This window comes from Chloroflexota bacterium, from assembly GCA_014360905.1.
Lineage (GTDB): Bacteria > Chloroflexota > Anaerolineae > UBA2200 > UBA2200 > JACIWX01.
Map to the genome: position 1 here is coordinate 1 of JACIWW010000032.1, position 23,117 is coordinate 23,117.

Here is a 23,117-nt window from a genome sequence, read left to right on the forward strand (position 1 = left end):
GGGATGCGCTGGAGTCGAGCTGGGCTAGAACGCCTGGCCCCAATTCGAGCTGCTATCCTCAGCAAACGTTTCCATGAAGTGTGGACAGCCGTTTACAACTCGCCCCTAAACTGAAATGCACCCGATCCTAATGGTTTTTGAAAACCCTTAGGGTTTGCAACCAAATACTCATACCTGCTGCGCTTCTTCCGCATGCCTTCTACGCAATCGCTCTTCCTGGCGGCGTTTTCCTTCCATCATCCACCGCTCTTCCTCAGAGGTTTCGGCAATCAGCGGTGGCACTTCCACCGGTTGTCCGTTCTCATCCAGTGCCACGTAAACCAGATAGGCAGAGTTCGTGTGGGTGATCTGACCAGTCAACACATCTTCCGCCTCTACACGCACGCCCACTTCCATAGACGTCCTTCCGACATAGTTTAGCGAAGCCTTGACCGTCACCAGGTTGCCCACATAGATAGGCGAATAAAAGGACATCGAGTCAATTGCCACTGTAACCACCGGCCGCCCTACGTGCCTGGCCGCGGCGATGCCAGCCACTTCATCCACTAGGCGCATGATGACTCCACCATGCACATTGCCCACTGGGTTGGCATCGGTCAGTTGCATCAGGTGGCTGATCACAGTCTGCGAATCGCGCATTCTCTTGGGTGGCAAGGGCATAGGACTTCCTCCATCTACATAGTTACTGGCGGTCATTGTACGGCTTCTATGGCGCGATACCAAATGCGCTCTGCTGCGCAGCCGCACTCAGGAAAACAAAGGGGGCTGGTTCCCCAGCCCTCCTTTATCGCTACGCAGGCATCCGGAGCATGCCTTGCCTCTTCATTCAATAGCAGCAGGATGGTGTCAGGGGATCAAGTGTGCTTCCTTCATCACCTCAGGCAGGTACAAGGCGAATCCCCACTTCGCATTCTTCATATTCAGCGGTATATACAGGACAAATTGAACTCGGCGTGCTCCAAACACAGTCGGGATTGTGGCTCCCTCGCCCAGCACCACCGTGATTGGATCCTCTGTAGTGGGTTCGTAGCCGGCTGGCGGTGTCATCTGCACAATATACGTGCCCGGCGTCAGATCTCTCAGCACACATTGTCCATCCGCCCCTGTGATGCAGCTAACACAGCTAGTAGTGGGCTGCAGAAGCACCGCTGTCTCTCCGTACCTGTTCCTCCGTGACAACGCCGCTCTGCACGCTTCGATCAGTGCACCTTGCAAGGGCGGCTCGCCTTCATCCCATACTCCATCACCATCCCGATCATCCCAGACGGTAGCGACAATGAAACCTGGCACAGGCGTCGCTGTCGGCATAGGCGTCAAGGTCTCTGTGGGAATCGGCGTGGGCGTCCATGTCTCCGTTGGCGTTGGCGTGGATGTCGGCGTCAGTGTCTCGGTTGGCGTAGGCGTTTCGCTAGGCGTTGGAGTCGGCGTCGGTGTGTCCGTAGGCACAGGAGTCGGCGTCGGCGTGTCCGTAGGCACAGGAGTCTGCGTCGGCGTGTCCGTAGGCACAGGTGTCTGCGTCGGCGTGTCCGTAGGCACGGGCGTCTTCGTCGGCGTGTCCGTCGGCACAGGCGTTTGCGTCGGTGTATCCGTTGGCGTGCTCGTCGGCGTAGGCGTCGGCGTATCGGTCAGTGTGTTGGTCGGCGTCTGCGTTGGCGTGTCCGTAGGCACAGGTGTCTGCGTCGGCGTGTCTGTCGGGCCAATCACGGTGATGCTGCCATCCATGGTCGCCGACCAGAGAGAAAAGCTATCCCGAGTGGAGCCCTTGGCGTAGCAAAAATGCAGTGCAGTGGTTCCAGGCGCGAGACCCTGGAAGGTGAGCGAGGCCAGCCTGCCGGTGCCGGTGAATGGCTTGGCTGGGTATAGGTTCGTCACGGAATACCAGTACCACTTGTGGGTGGAGATAGAACACGTGCAGAGGCTGGAGTTCGGATTGTATACCCCATTGCGTAGAACCGTGTTGTTGAATTCATCCAGCACTTCCCAGAGCAAAGTAGCCATGTTCAACGGAATACTGACGATGGTGCTATCGAAGCAGAAACGAAAAACCATGCCATAAATGTTCTCAACATTGCTAAGCAACACGTACATGGTTACCGTGCCACCCACAGGGATGGTTGCTGAGGACGGAGAGAAGGAAAGGATGCCCGGCTTTGGCGTAGATGTTGGCGTCGGCGTCTCGTCACCCAACAGGCTCACATGGGGAGCTTTCCCCTTAGAGCAGCAGGCAGTAGCAGCAACGTACCCCGCCCCAGGCTCAGGCGCGGTCGCACTGGGACTGGCGAGCCAAAGCGACCCAGCCAAGAGCGCGAGACACAGCAGAAGAGCAACCACATGCTGCTCACGAGATGACATTGCTGTCCAATAGTGACGCTTTGTGTTCTTCATTATCGCTTCTCCGTTCCTCTCGCCATGTTTGAACGCTCAAAAGAGCCGCAGGACAAGCGGCAACCACAGCAGATAGCGTTCCGGCACGCGCACCTCCACACTGCCGTCCACCGTGACCGGATACATACTTACTCCAGTGCGTGTGGAGCCTTTGGCATAGGTAAAGTGCAGTGCCGTAGTGCCATCGGCCAGCCCAGAGAAGGTGATGGAGGCGACACGCCCCGTCCCAGTGAAAGGTTCGGCTGGATTGATATTGGTCACGGCATACCAGACCTGCCCATCAGCGGCAGTGTTCTTGATAATGAAGTGGTTGATTGGGTCAAAGACCTTCCACATAGGCGTCACGGCACCAGCAGGGACCTGCACGAGAGCAGGGTCATAGCTGAGGCGAAAGTCAATGCCATAATAGTTGCCCACATCTTCCCGCCAGATATCCACAGTGACGCTACCGCCAACGGGCACGGACGTCGGAGCAGGAAGCACACGGATTACACTCGGCAGGTCCAGTGCTTGCACCGGCTCAGCTCGGGAATGGGTTGAATGGGTTGGGAGCACAAACCACCATCCTGCTCCCAGTGCAAACAAGAGGATAACGAGCGGAACTACCCACGTCACCCTATTGCTCATGCGTCACTTGTTTGCCACTTCGAAGCATCATCTCAATGATCTCCTAGGCGCTGAGCTTCCCCTATGACCAGGGCAATTGGCTAGTCTTGGTGTAGTTGCCGCCCATGAGCACCAAGTCCAGGATGTCCACTTCATTGTCGTTGTTGATGTCTGCGCGCGGATCACTAGGCAGTGAGGTGCCGGAACACCCCGCCGATGATTGCAGCATCGCTGATGTCCACGATGTCATCGTCATTGGCGTCGCCGTCCAGCACCTTGACCTATATACTATACAAGGACATGTCATCTAAGGCAAATACAACTCGCGCATTCTTGACTTTTACCCTCAAGCATAGTATCCTACATAGCACAGGAGGGCCCATGAATCAGGCACAGGCTACCGCTCAAAAAGTAGTGGACAACGTAGAGAAGGTCATTGTCGGCAAGCACGAGGTCATCGAGTTGACTGTGATTTGCTTGCTGTGCCAGGGGCACTTGCTCATCGAGGATGTGCCCGGCGTGGGCAAGACCATGCTGGCTAAGGCCATCGCCAAGTCCATCGGTTGCACCTTTAAGCGCATTCAGTTCACACCGGATTTGCTGCCCAGCGATGTAACCGGCGTCTCCGTCTTCAACCAAAAGACGCGCCAGTTCGAATTCCGCCCCGGCCCCGTTCTTTCACAAATTGTGCTCACCGACGAGATCAATCGCGCCACGCCCAAGACCCAATCGGCGTTGCTGGAGGCGATGGAAGAACGACAGGTCACGGTGGATGGCGTGACCTATCCCACGCCCAGGCCATTCCTGGTCATCGCCACTCAGAACCCCATCGAGTACGAGGGGACCTTTCCCTTGCCAGAAGCGCAACTCGACCGCTTCCTGATGCGCGTGAGCCTGGGACATCCTGCTCCATCCGACGAAATCACTATCCTGGAAGCACAGCAATACCAACATCCGATTGAGAATATCGATCAGGTCATCACGGCGGAAGAGTTGCTGCAGGCACAGGAAGAGGTAAAAGAAGTGTATGTGGACTCTCTGGTAAAGGAGTACATTGTTGAGCTAGTCAATGCCAGCCGCAAGCACCCCGATGTCTACCTCGGCGCCAGCCCCCGCGGCTCGCTAGCCCTGTTCAAGACCGCCCAAGCGAGAGCGGTGCTGGAAGGACGAGACTATGCTACTCCGGATGACATCAAGGCTCTTGCGGAGCCAACGCTTGCTCACCGCTTGATCATCAGCCCAGCAGCACGCATCAAGAATGTAGACCAGCGTTCCATCGTGGATGAACTCTTGCATTCCGTCCCAGTGCCAGGAGCCAGGGTGCGCGCCCGTGCTTCTAGTCCCGCAGAGAAGGCGTCTTGATGTGGCATAGGGAAGGAACAGGTGAGACGTAATTGGGTTATTATATTCATCCTGCTCGTCGTAGCCGTTGTTGAGGCACTGGCTACTGCACGGCAGATTTTCTTCAACCTAACCTACCTGCTTGCCGCAGTGCTGGGAGTATCTTACTTCTGGTCATGGGCCAACTTGCACAACCTCCACATCGTGCGCCATACCCATGCGCTGCGTAGCCAAGTCGGCCAGGCAATCGAAGAACGCTTCCTCGTACATAACAAGAGCATCTTACCCAAACTGTGGGTTGAAGTACGTGACCGTTCCAACCTGCCAGGCCACCGCGCCAGTTGGGTCGTTAATGCGCTTGCCGCGCATCACACACGCGGTTGGGCAGTGCGTACGATATGCCGCCAGCGAGGGCGATTCACTCTGGGTCCAATCACCCTAATCAGCAGCGACCCTTTTGGACTGTTTGAGCACCGCAAGCACATCCCTACCACATCCGCTGTTGTCGTCTACCCCCTAACGGTGGACCTGCCTCACTTCGCCTTGCCTAGCGGTGAACTTCCTGGTGGGGGCGCTATGCGCCGGCGCACTCACTATATCACCACCAATGTGAGCAGCATTCGGGATTACTTCCCCGGCGATAGTTTCAACCGCATTCACTGGCCATCAACTGCGCGCACCGGGCGGTTGATGGTGAAGGAATTCGAACTGGACCCCACCGGTGATGTGTGGCTATTCCTGGACATGCAGGGAGCAGCCCAGGCCGACCGCTTGGCAGAGAAAGAGGCTGAAGAACTGCCCCCGCTCTGGCCTAGCCGCCCGACCTTGCTGCCCTCCACCGAGGAATATGCGGTGAGCATAGCGGCTTCGTTGGCCAAGCACTTCCTGGCACGCAACAGGGCAGTAGGTCTCATTGCCTACAGCCAGAGGCGCGAAGCGCTGGCACCTGACCGTGGTGAGCGCCAGTTGACCAAAATCATGGAAACGCTAGCCGTGATACGTGCTTTTGGCACGATACCCATGGCGCAAATCATCGCCGCCGAAGGCAAAGGGCTAGGACGCAATACCTTTGTGATCGTGATTACCCCCTCTGACGACACCAAGTGGGTAGATAGCCTGCGCGACTTGCGCCGAAGCGGCATTCACGGCATGGGCATAGTGCTGGATACAGCCACCTTTGGTCGCCCGAGCAACGTGCATGCAGTGTGTGCTGCGCTGCAGCAAAACGGCATTCCTAGTTATCTGGTGCACGAAGGCGAATCCCTCGCCGCCATCTTGAGCAGCCCAAGCAGCATCTGAAATGGACTGGACTCGTATTTGACTGTGGGTTATAGATGAATGAACTGAGATTGTAAGGAGCCTACTAATGTGGACCTTTCTGGTCTATGCATTACCGCTGGGCATTATTGCAATAGCCAACTTGGGCGTACGCCACCGGGCTTGGCGCTGGCTGACCCACATTGGTTTGTGTCTGCTCAATGCTCTAGCCATTTTCGCTGGGCTGCTTCTGCTGCGTGCGACCCATCCAATGCCCCCCATGTTGGAAGGCATGAATCTCGGCACTCTGGGACTGGCCTTCATTGCCATGGGGATGCTTGGCTTTGCCTGTCTGTCCATATCAGTGCGTCGTGCTCTGGCGCATTGGCTGGACATTGACCCCGCCTCGCCAGTGCATACTACGGCTTTGGTTTTTCTTGTTTACTTAGCGGCTCTTTCTCTTGGTACGTTGCTAAGCGGATGGGAGCTTCAGCGCGCGGCAGCAGAAACCGTTGGCATCGCACCAGAATCACTCGTTTTTGGCCAGTTGTTCTTTGTACTGCTCGCACTCGCCGGGGTTGGCCTGGGCATTCGCCGCAACGTGCGGCAAACGCTGGCTCGCCTCGGTCTAAGCATGCCGAGTCTGCGCCATCTGAAGAGCGCAATCGCCATGATTGCGGCTTTTCTCTTCCTTGATTATGTCACATCATGGCTCTGGCATCAGTTTTGGCCTGTACACTACCGGATGGTCATGGAAGCCACCCAGCGATTGTTTGCACCTTACAACTCTCCTGCAGGTGCGTTGCTGCTAGCCCTCTCGGCAGGCATTGGAGAAGAGACGCTCTTCCGTGGCGCCCTGCAACCCCGCTTCCGCATCGCGTTGACGGCAGCAGTCTTTGCTTTAGGACACATGCAGTACACGCTCTCACCTGCCATTCTGGAGATATGGCTCATTGGCCTCGCTTTGGGCTGGCTGCGTCAGAAGAGTAATACCATGACTTGCATGATCGTCCATATTGGCTACAATTTCTTAGACATGTTTTTGATGCGCTTTTTGCCCTGACCAGATCCGGCATGAACCATACTCTCAATTCAGGACGACAACCTGTAAGTAGCGAAAAACTGCGCCGATTGGGAGTGCAACTCGGCGTGGCTGGCTTGCGTCCCGCCGCGAAGGGGTCGCGCAGCACTCCTGCAACGTCCCTAGAAGCGTTAGTGCCCGGGCAAGTTGTGGAGACGCCATACGGCACCTGCTTCATGGTGGAGACGCGCTATCACCTGGATTATACTCACGGTGGCTATCCGCTGGGAGAACTCCCCTCGCGCGAACGTCCTTCTCCTTATCTGGCTCATCTAACCGGTGATCAGCGCGTGGCTGCTCAGGACTTTGCTTCTGCCATTTTCTTCGATATCGAGACCACTGGGCTGGGCATCGGGGCAGGCATGTACGCGTTTATGGTGGGCTTTGGCACGTTCGAGGGCGATGCATTCTGCCTGCGCCAATACTTCATGCGCGACTATCACGAAGAAGAGGCATTGCTCTATCTCCTCAATCAGCACATGCAGGGCTTTTCCTGGTGGGTGAGTTTTAACGGGCGCAACTTCGACTTGCCCATCCTGGCAACGCGCTTTACCTGTGGACGTCAGGAGATGCCCCTCGCTCAGGCGCCACACCTGGATTTGCTCTACCCGGCGCGCCGGCTGTGGCGGCAGCGACTGAGCTCCTGTGCGCTCTCTTCCCTAGAGGCAGGCGTATTGGGCATGACCCGCGAGGGAGACGTGCCCGGCTGGTTGATTCCGGAACTGTACTTTGACTACCTGCGCTATGGCGAAGTTGAACCGTTGCGTCAAGTCTTTTTGCACAACGCCCTCGACATCCTCAGCCTAGTTGCCCTCACCGTTAAGGCAGATGCCATGCTGCGCGATCCCTTTGGACAAGAAGTGGAGCACGCCGTAGATCTGTACAGTCTAGGCCTGGTGTTCGAGTCCCTGGGAGAGAGACACGCAGCCCAGCGTGCCTATGAACAAGCCCTGCAGAAACGGTTGCCTCCTGGCATACAAGAGCAGGCGCTGCGTCGCTTGTCTTTCCTCTACAAGAGAAGCGGACAAACTGAGCGCGCAGTGCGCATCTGGCATGTGTTGCAGGAGAAGAATCGAGCCGAGGCTTATGTGGAACTGGCCAAGTACTACGAGCACCAACAACGCGATTATGCGATAGCAGCCCGACTCGTCAGCGAAGCGCTGGCTCTGGATAACCTGCCAGCAAAGGGCTATTGTTCGCCACAGGCGTTGAGAGCGCGGCTAGCACGGCTGAAGAGAAAACTGGGAGAAGGAGGTTTGCCCATGCCTCATATCGAATCCTACTCATTTGGCAGGATCACCATAGACGGCAAGACCTATACCTCCGATGTCATCATCCTGCCGGATGGCGTGCGCCCAGGATGGTGGCGTAAAGAAGGGCATAACCTGCATAAGGAAGACCTAGTGGAAATCATCGCGGTGCGTCCGCAGGTGTTGGTCATCGGCACCGGCAATGTAGGACTCATGCAAGTACCCCAGGATGTTTTGGACTATCTGGCTACGCATGGCATCCGTGCCGAGATAGAGCACACGGCCGCAGCGTGCAAACGCTATAACGAGCTATCTGCGTCGGAACAGGTGGCAGCTGCCCTGCACCTGACTTGCTGAACATGATTGTACGCGAGATCACCTGCAAGTCAGCCCTGACCCGCTCGGGCATCAGCGGCGTGGATTATGCCCTCAATCCTTACGTAGGCTGCCAGCACGGCTGCGCCTATTGCTACGCCGTGTTCATGAAACGCTTTACAGGCCATCGCGAGGAATGGGGGCAATTCGTGGACGTGCGTGTGAACGCACCCCAAGTATTGTCAAGGCAATTAGAGCACGCCAAGCCGGGCACTGTCAGCCTAGGGACCGTAACAGATGCTTACCAGCCCTTGGAGCGCCAGTACGAACTGAGCTGGCAGTGCCTGCAAGCCCTGGTCGCCCATCCAGATTTCTCCACCACCGTGCTGACGAAAAGTGCCCTTGTGTTGCGCGACCTGGATGTGCTGCGTGAGATGAAGGACGTGGAAGTGGCATTTACTATCACAACCCTGAATGAATCGGTGCGGCGTGCGCTGGAGCCCCACGCGTCGCCCATTCCACAGCGCATCGAGGCATTGTCCCGTCTGCATGACGCAGGCATTCGCACCTGGGCCTTCTTCGGCCCTGCCCTGCCGGTCTTTTCCGACAGCGAAGAAGATATAGACGCCCTGTTTGCTGCTCTGGCGCAAACTGGCATTTCACACATTCTAGTGGATACACTCAATCTGAAAAGCGCTCCATGGGGACGGTTGCAGCAGGCGTTGACAAAGCATTATCCCGAGGTGCTTGACACGTATCATCTCATTTGGCAAGATCCGCGTGGATATGCCACCGCGCTCGCCAAGCGCATCGCCCGCGCCGCGGAACGGCACAATGTCGCCTACGAACTCTGCTTCTGAGTGCTTATAGCAGGCTGAGCCAGGGAATAAATCCTATGCCTGCATGCGCTCCATGTATTCTTTGATCGCCGGCACTGCGGTCAATTTTTCGTAGAAGAAGTTGTTGACCAAGTTGATGACTTCGGCGCGCGCTGCTTCCGCTTCCGGCCTCAGCTTCTGTCCGCTTTTCTGCCGGGTCAGGCTATCCCGCAGCCGCAGCAGATAGCGCACGATCTCTGTCTCCTTGGCACCCTCCAGCGCATCAACAACTGCCAGAATCAACTGATCGGCCTGAGCCAAAACATAATCCATGGAGATGCTTGATCCAGGTTGGACCACATCATCCAAAGTCCGGATGAGAGACCAGACCTGATAGAGCACTGTCGCAGGTTCGTCAAACAACTCGCGCAGAAAAGCAGCCTCATAGTAGTGTCCAGTCAGGCGAAAGATGTTGTACATGCGCTTGGCTGCCTTGCCATAGTTGACGTCCTTGGTCAGGTACTTCTTGACTTCCCTCTCCAATGCCGCTACATAGTCATCCAAAGCATCGGCGGAGACATGGCGTGTGAGCTTGGAAAAGAGGGGAATAGACTCGGCTTCTAGGTAAACCTCCTGGAAGTACGGATCGAGGTAGCCATCTAAGGGCGTGATGTCACCATCCGGGGCTTCCCACGTAACATCCAGCATATTGCTAGCATTGGCCAGCCTGCTGCGTTTCGGGTCGGCGATCACCCAATCCAGTTTGCACCAACCAGGCTCCATGGCTACATCATCCCAACGAATAACCGCTGGCTTGCCATCGGGATAAGAAGCTTCGATTTGCCCGGCGCGTATCTCCTCCACTGACCATGCAATGGGTGCTCCCGCTTTCATGACCTGGCCCTCTTTGATGACGTCGAAGGGATATGAACCAAACTTGACCTCGATCAGTTGATAAGTAGGCCCTTTGGCTGTGGCAAGTGCTTTGTCACGTATCAGTTTGGCCAGGATGCGGCAGGCTTCTTCCTTAGAAGGTGCTTTGATGTTGACGCGCTCGAAGTAGTCGCAATCCCCAGGGTACGTCTGGATTTTGGACTGAGCGGCTGAGCCAGACAGTGCCAGAGCTGTTTCTACCACACCGGGCTGATCCTGGAACTCCACCAGGCGGCCAATCTCACGAAAGTAGGCCAGTTCTTCCGGGCTAAAATCCAGCATCACGATGGTATGACCGAAAACACCGCTGCGCGTGTCCACCACGATCTCGTCCTTTGGTTGCCAGGCAGCCATCGCTGTCAACCACTGCAAAGCTTCCGCCTCATCCATCTCAATGCCGAGTCGTTTGGCTGATTCTATGATGCGAGCCAGATCTGCTGAAGCAGAACTACCTTGTTCATTGCTCATCGCACGCCACCTTTCCTTATCATGTTAATACAAACGAGGTTTTATACCTGTAACGCACAACTTTCCTAGTCTTGCTGGAAAAACCCTCTGCCTACCCCCAGACATTATAGCCCAAAGTCTCACCTGCTGCAACCTAACCTGCGTCATCGGGGCTGCTGCCAGTTTGACAACATCTGCTCTCGCGGTTAAACTAATATGGTTGTGAGGCAATCACCCAGTTAGCCGGCGTTATAGAACCTCGTCCGCCCACTATTTGGATTTTGTCCTTGCCTCTGCCAGCTCAATGCACAAGGAGGTTTCATGAACCCACGTCTACGGTCTATTTTCCGCAGCGATGGACACGCAGTTATTGTGCCCATTGATCACACCATGGCCCTGGGACTTGTCGCGGGGTGGGAAAAACCAGAAAAGACCTTATCTGCTGTCATCGAGGGCGGGGTGGATGCCATCATGACTACCTACGGCATTGCTAAGCATTTCCGTCCGCTATGGCAGGGAAAAGTGGCCATGATCGTACGCTTGGATGGAGGAACAACGCTCTTTTCCGAAGAATGGGGTGCAAACACGCGCTGGGTACAACTGTACACGGTCGAGGACGCTCTGCGCATTGGCGCAAACGGTGTCATCGTGATGACCTGGTTTGGCATCCCTGTGGAGGTTGATTCTATTCAAACTACGGCACGTGTAGCCGCAGAATGCGAGCGTTGGCAGGTGCCTATGGCTGCTGAAGCACTTCCTCCGCGTTCCAAATGGCATGACTCCGAGGCGCTGGCGACAGCCGCCCGCATCGCTGCTGAATACGGCGCCGATTTCATTAAAACTCATTACCCTGGTTCGGTGAACGCTTTCCAACGTATCGCGTCCGCCTGTCCCGTTCCAGTGCTGACCGCCGGAGGCGCTCGCACCGAATCCGTGCGCGATACACTACAGGCCGCCCAGGATATGCTGCAAGGTGGCGGAGCTGGCGTCTTTTGTGGGCGCAATGTATGGCAGCATCCTAATCCCGCTGCTGTGACCAGAGCCCTGGTGCGCTTGATCCACGAAGGCGCCACTGTAGAGCAAGCTTTGCAAGAAGTGCCATAACGCTGAGCCTCTTCGATGAAATTTGACGATTGAGACCGCACAGCTATAATAGTTGCATATTTTGAGAAATTTTTCTTGCTCGAGGTGAACAATGCTGAAATCTGATGAACTAAGAGAAAGAGATGCCAAGTGTATTGTCCGCGCCTGGGCCAGCGAGGCAGAGCCAACTGTTGTGGCCCATGCCAAAGGTGCCACGGTTTGGGATCCAGATGGACGAGAGTACATTGACTGCTCCTCTGGCCTTTTTGCGGTCAACGTAGGCCATTGCCATCCAGAGGTCATTGCCGCTATTAAGGAGCAGGTCGAGAAAGTAATGCAGGTCTCTATCCTGCAGACTACAGAACCGCTGATCACCCTAGCAGAAAAACTTGTGGAGATCACTCCGCCCAATTTGAGCAAATGCTATTTCACCAACGGTGGGACAGAATCCATTGACACCGCGGTCAAGTTGGTGCGCCAATACACCGGCAAATACGAAATCATCGTGCTCAAGAATGCCTTTCACGGACTATCTGGATGGGCCTTAGCCGGCACAGGCGCTACATCTTACAAGAAGGGTTTTGGACCTTTGCCTACCGGCTTTTTGCGCGCTCCCCATGCTTATTGCTATCGCTGTCCTTTTGATCGTTCTTATCCATCCTGTGAATTGCGCTGTGCACAGGAAATTGAGAACATCATCCTCGACCAGGCCATCTGCACCGTGTCCGAAGGTTCAATAGGCGCAGTGCTGGTCGAACCTGTGCAGGGACGTGGCGGTATTATCCCTCCCGATGACTGGTTGCCCCGCGTGCGGGAGATCTGCACCAAGCATGGATTGCTATTGGCGCTTGACGAGATACAGACGGCTTTCGGGCGAACAGGCAAGTTCTTCGCCTTCCAGCACCGCGATGTGATCCCGGACGTGCTGGTCCTCTCGAAGAACGTAGGAGGCGGAATTCCATCCGGTGTAGTCATGATGAGCGACGAAATGGCGCAAAAATTCTTCACCGGCACGACCCCCACCCACTCCGGCAATGCCCTGGCTGCGGCCGCCGGTCTGGCAGCATTGCAGGTTTTGCTGAGGGAGAAACTATGGGAGAATGCCGCGGCTATGGGACAGCGCTTCCGCGAGGGGTTCCTCAACATGCGCATGGCTAAGTATGTCGGTGAGGCCCGTTTCAAAGGGCTGATGGGCGGCGTGGAACTAGTGCTGGATCAGAAGACCAAGCAACCCGTGCCCAGAGCAGAGATGAACCGCATCAAGTGGGCTCTGTGGAAACGCGGCGTCATCATCTCTGCATCAGGGCCACTCGGCAACGTTTTCCGCGTTCAGCCACCCCTGGTCATCACCGCAGAGCAGGTGGACAAAGTGGTCGCTGCATTTGATGAATCACTTGCAGAAGTGCTGAAATGATTTTATAATACCAAAAATTCAGGCAGGATTGCCTTTCCAGTCTGGGGAGCAAGGGGCCAGAGCACAAGGCGAGTTAGTGGGTAGTAGAGTGAACCTTACCAAAACAAAAGGAGGCTAAAGGTGAACGAACGCACGTTACGTCTGATCATGATCGCCGGACTGGTGATCACCGCAGTTGCTATCTTAGTGATGCAGCCATGGGGAGCTGGCATGGGGCCTTCGGGGTCTCCGCAGCGAGTTTTGCTTCTGTGGATCTTTGCCTTTGTAGGAGCTTTTCCTTTTGCTGTTTACTGGATGTACAAGTTCGCGCAGGTGCCAGAGTGGAACGTGATGCCCGGGCGTTACATCAAAGGCATGAAGGTAAAGGTTGGCGCACCTTATACCTACGTAGCCATTGGCGTGATTGGTGCTCTGTTCGCTGTGGCCGCGCTGAGCGAGGGCATCCGCTTGGACTTTCAGGCAATGGTCATTGCTGCTTCTGCCGCTCTGTTTGGTAGCGTCATCTCTTTCTTTGGACTATTGGTAGGGCAAGTGCTGGGTCGTCTCTTCATCCATCCCTTCTGGGTTTCCGGTGGACCCTCGGTCTTTGTCAACATCCTGCCCTACTCTGTCTTTGATGCCGCTATCTGGGCGTTCGCTGGCTACATCTTCTTCCGCTTCGTGCACAACCGTGGCACACGTGCTTTCTGGCCCGCATTCCTCACTGCCTGGATCATCTCGGAACCAGTGCACCAGATCGCGTGGCTGGTGGGCGACTATATCATTGGCAACCCCTGGGAAGCTGCCGCAGTGCGAATCGCTGGAGACTGGGTGCTGCCCCAACCTGCCTTCCCCTTCTTGCCCTACTGGGTACTGAGCGCTATCGCCTTTGTACCCATTGGCTACCTGGCAGGGAACGCTGTACGGCAAGCCTGGGCGAGAGGGCGTGTGGAAGCTGAGGAAAGCTAGCCACCCGGACACGAGACCCGCTCTGTCCACTCGTAGAGTCGCTGTTCTTGGGTCTTGACCGGGTGCATGGTACAATGCGCCTTGTGCTCCGCCCCAGCCCATCGCCCTAGCACGGCGATGCGCTCCCATGAGCCGCCCCGCGCCAACAGGGCGGCTCAATTCTATAATAAATGAGGTTTGTTCATGGCTCTTATCGAATTGAAAGATTATAGCTTCCGGTATCGAGGTTTTAAGCGAAAAGCACTTGCCGACATCAACCTGGAGATAGAGGGGGGAAGCGTGGTAGGCCTCATCGGCCGCGCTGGCGCCGGCAAGACCACCCTGCTCAAATCCTTGATCGGCATCATTCCCTTTGTGGATTCAGGCGATTACGAAGGCGAGGTCGTGGTCAATGGGCTGCGTGTGAAGGAGCAGACCATTGGCGACATGGCACGCTATGTTGGTATCGTGTTGGAGAACCCGGACGTACAGATCTTCTCACTCACAGTACGGGATGACATCGCCTTCGGTCCGGCTAACCTTGGTTTGCCCCTCGAAGAAATCGAGAAGCGCGTGCAATACGCCCTGGAGCAGGCTGAACTAAAAGGATTTGAGGAAAGAAACCCCAACGACTTGTCCGGAGGAGAGCAACAAAGCCTGGCCATTGCTGGCGCTCTGGCCATGATGCCACGCGTGCTGGCTTTGGACGAACCAGTGGCTATGCTGGACCCGGTGGGCAAAGAACGCGTGCTCTCTATAATGGAGCACGTCGCGCGTCGCAGTGCTGACACACTGACGATCATTTCCGAGGCCGGCGCAGACATTGAGACCGTAGCCGAAAAGGTTGACCGTGTCATTATCCTGCACAAAGGCGAAGCCCTTCGCGATGGTTCACGTGAGCTATTTGCCGATCCGATACTGGATGAAATTGGCGTTGGACGACCGCAGGTAAGCTCCCTGTTTGCGGGATTGCGCGAGGCAGGCATACCTGTGAACCATATCCCCATCACTCTGGATGAGGCAGTTGTCGAGATGGAGAAACTGCTCGCCAAGAGGGGAATAGACCGCATTCAATTGCCACCTCACTACGGTCAGCGCCAGCAGCAGCGTACGTTCGGCGAAGAAATCGTGCGCGTAGAGAACTTGCATCACATCTACATGCCCAAGATCCACGCACTCAAAGGCGTTTCCATGAGCGTGCGCTCAGGCGAGATCGTGGGCATTATCGGACAGAATGGCTCCGGCAAGACAACTCTGGCTCGCCATCTCGTAGGACTGTTGAAGCCGACGAACCGAGATGCAGTAGTACAGGTTATGGGCAAAGACATCCCCAAGATGGATTTGCGCCAGGTCATCAAGATGATCAACTACGTATTCCAGAATCCCGATGACCAGATCTTCGCCGATACCGTCTGGGAAGAAGTTGCCTTTGCCCCGATGATGATGGATATGCCCGAAGAAGAAACCAAGAAGTTGGTTCAAGAGGCGATTGAGGTCTTTCGCCTAAAGGGGCATGAATCGGACTATACTATGTCCTTGCCTGAGGACCTGAAGACATTCCTGGCTATTGCCAGCATTCTCCCACTGAAACCACGCATCCTGCTTATTGACGAACCAACAACGGGTCTGGATACCTGGGGGTCACAGGTTATGATGGACAGCATTGAGCAATTGCGCTCTGCCGGCCACACGATCCTTATCATCACCCATACAATGAAGACAGTAGCGCGCTATTGCGATCGCGTGATCGTCATGAACCAGGGCGAGATCATCGCCGATGGAACGACGCGGGAAGTTTTCTCTCAGCCGGAGAAGTTACTGGAAGCAGACATCAAACCGCCGCAAATCACCCAATTGGGACAAAGGCTGGTGGACAGGGGATTCCCTGGTGATGTATTGACCGTGGAGGAGATGCGAGATATCCTTCTCTACAATCTGAAACCGGGGGAGGCATGAGCAATGGCATATTGGTTGGAGTACGAATCGCGCGATACACCAATCCACAAAGGAGTGCAAACCTTAACCAAGTTAGTCGTTTTTGGCTGTATTGGACTGCTGGCCGGGCTGTGGTGGGATCCACGCTATCAACTGTTGCTGGTGATACCGGCGATTCTGTTGATCAGAGCTTCGAAACTACCGCTTGGCTGGTTCAAGGTAGTGGCACTGGCTATTGCTACCAGCATCTACCCCGTAACCCTGACCGCTATTGGCCAGACCAACCCCGACCTGTTCAAAGTCCTGGACAAGACCTGGGCAACCACACCTATTGCGCTCGTTACTCTGCCCGTGGCAGGGCGCGTGGGATTGACCTATGGCAGCATCATGTGGCTAGTAGCTGCAGAGTTGCGTACTCTGGTGGTAGCTTCTTATGCCTTCGTCTTTATCTATACAACTTCGATGGCCGAACTGACCGACACCCTTCTTATGCTAAAAGTGCCCCGTCCGGTGATTTTTGTGGTTTCGATTGCATACAAACTAATCCCTCAGTTGCAACGCGTTGTAGATCATATCTTGAGCGCACAACGCTTGCGTGGCTGGCACCTGCGCTACTGGAATCCGGTAAAAATTATCCGCAAAGCCATGCCTCTGATGAAACCGCTAATGCGGCGCGCAGCTATGCTTACCGAACAGATCACCGTTGCGACGGAGATACGCGCCTTTGGCACCGGCAAACCAACGCCCACGCGGCCATTGAAATTGAATCGGATAGACTATGTGATAATGGGCATCACGATTGTGCTGACAGTCATTGGTCTGTATGGTTTGGCATTCCATAACGCGGGGTTGTTGTAGCCACCACAAACCTCCCGTAGGCTCAGAGCCTGCGGGAGGTTTGCTTCTATTATGTAGTCTTGGTTTTTGATAAGGGAGTTACACCAGAGTAGCCCCGCCGCTCAGTTCATGGTTGTTATGCATCAGCGATTGCTCGAAGGTTATGCAGGGCAATTAGCAGATCAATTCGTGGTAGTAACGGAAAAACAGGTACGCTGTGCACGTACATGAAAGTGAGCAATATCTCATTCGCTTGCACCTGACGCTGCTTTGCTCCACGTGCGGCTAGAGCTGCCGCACCCTTATCCCAGCCCCGCTACAGCGCGAAAGCGCTCCTTGAGGTCACGGTGCAAGTCGCGGTAGATCTCGTAGTAAGGCTGGTATTGCACGTGGCGTGCCATGTCGGGAACAGTGATATCTGTAACCCTGAGCCAGCGATCCCGGATGGTGCTAAAGTCCTTGAACAGCCCCAACGCATAGCCAGCTAGGAATGCGTCACCTAGCGGCGAATCCGCTCCAGCGACGTATTCTTGCGCGATGCCCACGATGTCGCTGACAATCTGCTTCCAAACCGGACTGACCGCCCCACCTCCTGTAGCCACCACACGCCGTATCAAATGCTGCCATCCAGGCAGGGTGCTCTCCAAACCATGCAGAATACCATAGCCATAGGATTCCAGAATGGCGCGGTACATGTGGGCTCGGGTATGCGCCATGCTCCAACCAAAGAAGACGCCGCGTGCATACGGATCGAACTCTGGCGAGCGCTGCCCAAGGAAGTAGGGCAAACACAGTAATCCTTGAGCCCCTGGAGGCACTTGCTCGGCCATGCGATCCAGCAGCGAATAAGCAGTAACCCCTGTGCATGCTGCTTCCGCTACCTCGAAAGGCGCAAACTGGTCGCGAAACCAGCGTACCAATTCCCCAGAAGTGAGCATGTAGGCCGGGTATTGGAAAGGAAAGCCACTTGCGCCCTGATAAGGAGACTCAGCTACCTCCTGCAAACCTGCCAGGCACAATGTAGTCAGACCAGCCGTGCCATAGTAGATCATCACATCGCCCTGATTCAGCACGCCAGCACCCAATAGAGAGAAATAGACATCCCCTGAGCCCACCAGCACTGGCGTGTCCTCGGCTAATCCTGTGCATTGCGCCGCCTCTCTGGTAACTTTGCCAGCGATTTCTGCTGGCGGAAGGGCGGGCGGCAAAAGCGCCATGGGAATGCCCAGTTCCGCGCAGATGTCCTCACGCCACCGCGCTTGGGCAGCATCGTAGATGGCGCCAAAGAGGCTGGCGGTCAAATAGTCTATGGTATATTCCCCGGTCAAGCGGTAGACCAAGTAGGAATGGGCATTGAAGACCATACGCGTGCGTGCAAAGAGGTCCGGCTCATTGCGCATGAACCACAGGAGTTTGGGTGTGATCTCCTCGCTGGTCAACGCACAGCCCAATCTGGCATTGACTTCGTCAATCTCCTTTACGGCGCGATTATCCGAGTAGAGGATGGCATGGCGCAAGGGATGCCCTTGCCCATCGGTAGGTAAGAGATCGGGTATTAGCCCGCTCACACATACCGCTCCAATTTTGTGCGGTGATACAGCGGATTGAGCCAGAAGCGCCCGGGAGATGTGCACCAGATCCTGCCACCAGTGACGTTCGGCATCGTGTTCCGCCCAATCAGGACGCGGGTGCAGCACTTCGTGCTCGCAAAAGTGCTGTGCCAAAACCTGCCCATCTGGTGAAACCAAAACCCCTTTCGAGCCCTGTGTCCCGACATCAATCCCAACCAGATAACATTCTGCCATGATTACCGTTTTTCTCCCCTTCTTAGATGATGCTTCAATGCGATTTATATATACCAGCATTCCCTGCTCAAGGGAGGACGATCACGCGCAGGCTATGCGCCTGGGCAGCCACATCAAAGGCTTCCGAGATCCTTTCCAACGGGAAGCGACCCGAAATGAACAAGTCCACAGGGATGGCCCCATTGGCAGTCAGTTCGGCCGCTTTGCGCAACGTAGGAAAGGTGGCTCCGAAGGCGCCGACAACCATGATTTCGCGATAGTGGATGAGGTTCGTGTTTAGCAGTGCTTCTGGGCTGTCTTTCGGCAACCCACCAAACAGGCTGACCCTCCCGCCTTTTGCCGCCATAGCCAGCGCTTGTTGCTGCGCCTCGTGACTGGGGCATGCAACAATGACCACTTCCGCTCCGCGACCACTGGTCGCTTCCAGAACCACAGCCACCGGATCTTGCTCCTCCGAATGGATATAAAGGTCAGCATGAAAACGCTGCGCCACTTCCAGCCGTGTAAGAGATTTCTCCACTCCTATCATGCACCGAGCGCCGCGCAGGCGCGCCATGACCACATGCATGCAGCCTATCGTGCCCAGTCCAATGACCACCACCGTGTCCCCAACACCCACATTGACCAAGTCCTGCCCATTGAGCACACAGGAGAGAGGTTCTATTAGAGTTGCCGCTTCAAACGACAGCGCAGGCGGCATAGGCAATACCCCGCCACGCGACACGGTCTGCGCTGGCAGGCGGACATACTGCGCAAAGCCACCCGGTAGGTCTTCGCCTATGGCGAGCAGGTTGTCGCAGCGATTGTATCGTCCTGCAATGCATTCCAGACAGTAGCCACAGGGCACCGCTGGGCTGGTTACTACATGGTCCCCAGGACGCAAGCCTTGTACTCCCTCCCCCACTTCCGTGACCATGCCCGCAAACTCGTGGCCAAGTATGGCGGGGAACGTCACATGCGCATGGCCATAACGAAAAGTGCGGAGGTCGGAGCCACACACGCCACAGGCCTTCACCTGCACCACAACATCGCCAGGGCCTGCAGTAGGAGTCTCGACCTCACATACCTCCAATCGCTCCAAAGCGGTCAATAATGCTGCCTTCATTCATTCCTTTCCTAAACGTGAAGAGCGAATCCTTATGGAAAGCGCAATCGCTTGCTCATTTGCTGCACAAACGCCTCGTCAATCGGCCGCACATGGACAACGGAAAAGCGCCGGTTGGTGGCTCGTGCATAAGCAGGCAGGGTGCGCAACGCTTGCTCAAACTCCTCACGCGTAATGCCCAAATCGGCTGGCTGGTACAGAATACCCAATCGTTCCAGTTGTCGCTGCACCCAATCCGCGTTATTTTCCTGCAGGACGGCCATCACCAACGTGCCCAGCGCAACCAATTCGCCATGGATGAAGTGGCGCCGTGTGATGGATTCCACATTGTAGGCAAAAATATGCTCCGAGGCTTCCTGCGGCCGGCTGGAGCCAAAGCGCCGGCAAAGTTTACTAATCTCGGCGAATGCCTCCACGATGAAGCGGATGCCCTTATTCGTAACCCTGCGGACCTCTGTGGCCTCATCCTCCAACCTGTTCAGCCAGCTCTGCATCTGTGCCGCAATTTGCTCGTCGTATGCTTCATCGCGCTGGTCGTGAGCCAGCGCCCAATCCCACAGGGCAGTGTGAGCGCAGATAATATCCCCTGCACCAGCACGGTTCAAGCGCGCTGGGCCCTGGCGAATGAGCTCATAATCTACATAGACCTTCTCTGGAATAACAAAGCCGATGTAACGCACGTTGCCTTGTTCCCGGACGGCCACGCTCTTGGTGACAAAGGCATCCACCGAAGTAATCGAAGGCACCAGATAACAAGGCTGGTTGCGCTTCCAAGCCACATACTTCGCCATATCCAGAGCCGAGCCTCCGCCGATGCCCACGATGCGCTGTACCGTTGGCAGGGCACGCTCAGCAGCCTCCACCGTATCCCATTCCATATCGCGCACAAAGAGCACCGCCTCTGGCGGTTGTGGCATGTGCTTTGCCGCCAACTGCCACGGTTCTTCCATCGTTACCACCAGATACGACAAGCCTTCGAGTGGCATTTTCTCCAACAAGCGCCTGCCGAAGACAAGCGTGGGAAACAACAGTGGTTCCTCTGCGGCTGAAGGCTTGCGCTCGATCACGAAGTGGGGTTTGGGGGCATCCGGCCATACCTTCTCCAGCACAGCCCGTGCTTGGCCTGCATCGCGGATCAAGGGATTCAGCAGCAAAGCACGCAATGCCTTCTCGTACGAGCCTTCCACAATCGCCTGCACCGCTAGCATCTCGTAGGCGCAGTTGCGCTGCAGGAAAGCTTGCACGTCAAGGGGCACCGCCCCAACCGTGAGCGCATGGGCACCAGAGGCGCCTACGATACACGGTACTTCGATGATGCCCTCAGGAGGAAGCCAGGGAATCGTGCCATTGTTGTCTATGTCGACGATGAAAACCTGACGACTGTCGCGCATCAAGCTCAGCAGCACCGGTACCACGATCATCTTGTACCAGTTAGCCCCACGCCTGCTATAGATATCTGGCCGCTCATGGGCATCCGGTCGGGCATATAGTGTCTCCATAGCAGTCTGAATAGTCATCAACTCTTCTGCCCGTGTTGGCCGCCCTACGGTCTTGGCCAGCATGCGATCTGGATGGAAGTAATAGCGGAAATATGGTGAAGGAACCGCACCAATGGCGCGAATGAGTTGTGGGTCTATCTCCAGCTTTGTCAGCCGATCAGCCCGTTCCAAAACCAGAGGCATGACATCGCGGCCTCGATGGCGCACACCCGTTACCCAGCCAGCATGATGCATTCCTACGTAATCGAATTCCAATTCCGCGTCGGGCAATTCCAAAACCTTGGCGATCATCTGCGTCAACGAAACAGGTGCATCGCAGGTACCGAGGACAGGCATGGCGCTGTAGCATCGGATGGCATACTGCACCAGGCTGCTGGGATTGGTCAGGTTGAGGATCAGTGCCCGAGGAGCTAGTTTTTCTGCAACACGAACTAGTTTCAGCACTGCGGGGATGGTGCGCAATGCGCTGGAAAACCCGCCTGGCCCTACCGTCTCCTCGCCGGGCAAGCCCAAGGCACGGGGAAACGATTCATCAAAAGCGCGCCCCTGCAGCCCTCCCACGCGGACCTGGTTCAGGATATAGTCGGCACCCTCCAGAGCCGCCTCTAAGTCTGTCGTGTAAGACACGCGTAGATCTGCCTGGCAGGACACAGCCAGTTTACAGCACAACTCGCCTACCAACTGGAGCTTTTCAGCCGTGCGTCCGACCAGCACCACATCCATGGCCTCTCCAGGCTGCAGAGAGTTCCGCAATGCATCCACTAACTCTGGTGTGGCAATGGCACTTCCACCCCAGACGACAAGTTTTGTCCGCGTTGTCATGGCTCTCCTTTCTCTCAGCAGGAATGAAAAGTCAACGAGGTGCACCACCTTCAGCGAAGCAGAAATCGCTGGGTTCTTTGTCCCGTGGTCCGTTGACCGTTAGGCTGCCCCGCTTCGACGACAAAACGACGAACTCAGCCCTCGAAGAAACTACGGATGGCAGCGGCCACTCGGCTTACTTCCTCTTCAGTCAGTTCGGGGAACATGGGCAAGCATAAATACTCTTTCGCATACTGCGCAGCAATGGGGATATCGCTTTCCTTGTAGCCAAGGAAGCGGTACGCCGGTTGCATGGGCACTGGCGTGCCATAGATGATCTGCGTACCAATGCCTTGTTGCGCCAGATACTCCATCAATTGATCACGCTGCGGCGTGCGAATGGTATACATGTAATAGACATGCGTGCCGAAATCGCTGACCTTGGGAGTTACCACGGGCAAATCAGCTAGCAGTTCATCATACAGTGCTGCCCATTGCTGGCGCTTGCGGTTCCATTCATCCAGGTGGCGCAGTTTCACGCTGAGGATCGCTGCCTGTATGGGGTCGAGTCGCTGCTGAAAGCCGATCACCTCATGGACATGCTTGACGTGCTGCCCCATGTAGCGCAGCACTTTGATCTTGTCATACAGTTCGTCATCGTTCAGCGTGATGCCACCGCCATCGCCGTAGCAGCCCAGGTTCTTCGCGGGATAGAAACTGAAACAACCGATATCGCCCAAGGAGCCCGTCTTGCGCCCCTTATACGTGGCGCCGTGGCTGTGCGCCGCATCCTCGATCACCCATAACTTGTGCTTGCGCGCAATCTCCAGCAGGGGATCCATATCCACTGGCTGTCCATAAAGGTGCACAGGTATGACGGCCTTGGTGCGAGGCGTAATCGCTTGCTCCACCTTCGACACATCCATGTTATAAGAGACTGGATCTATGTCCACAAAGACTGGCGTGGCACCCACATAAGAAATGGCGAACGCTGTGGCCACATAGGTGTTCGCTACCGTGATGACTTCATCTCCAGAACCGATGCCGCAGGCAGCCAAAGCCAGGTGCAATGCCTCTGTGCCATTGGAGATACCCACACAGTACTTGGTCCCACAGTACTGAGCGAACTCGCGCTCAAAAGCCTCCAGAAATGGACCCAAAGTGTATTTTCCGGTGGGAAGCACGGCATCTATCGCAGCCCGTATCTCATCCTTGATCTGTTGATATTGCCGCTTCAAATCATCAGCCGGGATTTGGATCGCAGTTGTCTCAGTCATG

The 23,117-nt window shown here is 55.7% G+C and carries 19 protein-coding genes; 10 read left to right on the forward strand and 9 right to left on the reverse strand.

Going from position 1 to position 23,117, the window contains the following annotated elements; translation table 11 throughout:
• Positions 1-168 precede the first annotated feature (168 nt).
• The 4 genes from H5T67_11455 to H5T67_11470 form a co-directional block, all read right to left on the reverse strand.
• The gene (locus H5T67_11455) at positions 169-660 is read right to left on the reverse strand and encodes an acyl-CoA thioesterase (GenBank protein ID MBC7245923.1); all 492 of its coding nucleotides are present in this window, start codon (positions 658-660) and stop codon (positions 169-171) included.
• A 186-nt stretch (positions 661-846) separates the two neighbouring features.
• Complete coding sequence (locus tag H5T67_11460; protein MBC7245924.1) at positions 847-2,385, reverse strand: hypothetical protein; 1,539 nt, start codon at positions 2,383-2,385, stop codon at positions 847-849.
• Between the two features lie 36 nt (positions 2,386-2,421).
• On the reverse strand, positions 2,422-3,000 hold the full coding sequence (locus H5T67_11465; protein MBC7245925.1) for a hypothetical protein: 579 nt from the start codon (positions 2,998-3,000) through the stop codon (positions 2,422-2,424).
• 73 nt (positions 3,001-3,073) lie between these two features.
• Complete coding sequence (locus tag H5T67_11470) at positions 3,074-3,247, reverse strand: hypothetical protein (protein MBC7245926.1); 174 nt, start codon at positions 3,245-3,247, stop codon at positions 3,074-3,076.
• Positions 3,248-3,372: 125 nt separating this feature from the next.
• On the opposite strand from H5T67_11470, the gene H5T67_11475 reads away from it, so the two are divergent.
• From H5T67_11475 to H5T67_11495, 5 genes are all read left to right on the forward strand, one after another.
• Positions 3,373-4,353 carry a MoxR family ATPase gene (locus H5T67_11475; protein MBC7245927.1) on the forward strand — a complete coding sequence of 327 codons (981 nt, stop codon included), beginning with the start codon at positions 3,373-3,375 and terminating at the stop codon, positions 4,351-4,353.
• A 21-nt stretch (positions 4,354-4,374) separates the two neighbouring features.
• On the forward strand, positions 4,375-5,631 hold the full coding sequence (locus H5T67_11480) for a DUF58 domain-containing protein (protein MBC7245928.1): 1,257 nt from the start codon (positions 4,375-4,377) through the stop codon (positions 5,629-5,631).
• 67 nt (positions 5,632-5,698) lie between these two features.
• Complete coding sequence (locus H5T67_11485) at positions 5,699-6,652, forward strand: CPBP family intramembrane metalloprotease (GenBank protein ID MBC7245929.1); 954 nt, start codon at positions 5,699-5,701, stop codon at positions 6,650-6,652.
• 11 nt (positions 6,653-6,663) lie between these two features.
• Positions 6,664-8,277, forward strand: coding sequence for a ribonuclease H-like domain-containing protein (locus H5T67_11490; protein MBC7245930.1), 1,614 nt, complete (start codon positions 6,664-6,666; stop codon positions 8,275-8,277).
• Positions 8,271-9,095 carry a radical SAM protein gene (locus tag H5T67_11495; GenBank protein MBC7245931.1) on the forward strand — a complete coding sequence of 275 codons (825 nt, stop codon included), beginning with the start codon at positions 8,271-8,273 and terminating at the stop codon, positions 9,093-9,095. The genes H5T67_11490 and H5T67_11495 overlap by 7 nt, the downstream gene beginning before the upstream one ends.
• Before the next feature lie 33 nt (positions 9,096-9,128).
• Here H5T67_11495 and H5T67_11500 read toward each other — a convergent pair whose 3' ends face one another.
• Positions 9,129-10,454, reverse strand: a complete 1,326-nt coding sequence (locus H5T67_11500; protein MBC7245932.1) for a hypothetical protein — start codon at positions 10,452-10,454, stop codon at positions 9,129-9,131.
• 300 nt (positions 10,455-10,754) lie between these two features.
• On the opposite strand from H5T67_11500, the gene H5T67_11505 reads away from it, so the two are divergent.
• From H5T67_11505 to H5T67_11525, 5 genes are all read left to right on the forward strand, one after another.
• Positions 10,755-11,537: a fructose-bisphosphate aldolase gene (locus H5T67_11505; GenBank protein MBC7245933.1), complete on the forward strand. Its 783-nt coding sequence runs from the start codon at positions 10,755-10,757 to the stop codon at positions 11,535-11,537.
• 91 nt (positions 11,538-11,628) lie between these two features.
• Positions 11,629-12,930: an aspartate aminotransferase family protein gene (locus H5T67_11510; protein MBC7245934.1), complete on the forward strand. Its 1,302-nt coding sequence runs from the start codon at positions 11,629-11,631 to the stop codon at positions 12,928-12,930.
• 120 nt (positions 12,931-13,050) lie between these two features.
• Positions 13,051-13,878 (forward strand): hypothetical protein, encoded by an 828-nt coding sequence (locus H5T67_11515; protein MBC7245935.1) that lies wholly within the window; start codon positions 13,051-13,053, stop codon positions 13,876-13,878.
• Positions 13,879-14,061: 183 nt separating this feature from the next.
• Complete coding sequence (locus H5T67_11520; GenBank protein ID MBC7245936.1) at positions 14,062-15,813, forward strand: ATP-binding cassette domain-containing protein; 1,752 nt, start codon at positions 14,062-14,064, stop codon at positions 15,811-15,813.
• 3 nt (positions 15,814-15,816) lie between these two features.
• Positions 15,817-16,650, forward strand: a complete 834-nt coding sequence (locus tag H5T67_11525; GenBank protein MBC7245937.1) for an energy-coupling factor transporter transmembrane protein EcfT — start codon at positions 15,817-15,819, stop codon at positions 16,648-16,650.
• Between the two features lie 281 nt (positions 16,651-16,931).
• Here the strand turns inward: H5T67_11525 and H5T67_11530 are convergent, their stop codons facing one another.
• The 4 genes from H5T67_11530 to H5T67_11545 form a co-directional block, all read right to left on the reverse strand.
• On the reverse strand, positions 16,932-18,434 hold the full coding sequence (locus tag H5T67_11530) for a hypothetical protein (GenBank protein MBC7245938.1): 1,503 nt from the start codon (positions 18,432-18,434) through the stop codon (positions 16,932-16,934).
• 67 nt (positions 18,435-18,501) lie between these two features.
• Complete coding sequence (locus H5T67_11535; protein ID MBC7245939.1) at positions 18,502-19,539, reverse strand: alcohol dehydrogenase catalytic domain-containing protein; 1,038 nt, start codon at positions 19,537-19,539, stop codon at positions 18,502-18,504.
• A gap of 32 nt (positions 19,540-19,571) precedes the next feature.
• On the reverse strand, positions 19,572-21,860 hold the full coding sequence (locus tag H5T67_11540) for an iron-containing alcohol dehydrogenase (GenBank protein MBC7245940.1): 2,289 nt from the start codon (positions 21,858-21,860) through the stop codon (positions 19,572-19,574).
• Between the two features lie 134 nt (positions 21,861-21,994).
• Positions 21,995-23,116, reverse strand: coding sequence for a DegT/DnrJ/EryC1/StrS family aminotransferase (locus H5T67_11545; protein MBC7245941.1), 1,122 nt, complete (start codon positions 23,114-23,116; stop codon positions 21,995-21,997).
• Position 23,117: the final 1 nt, after the last annotated feature.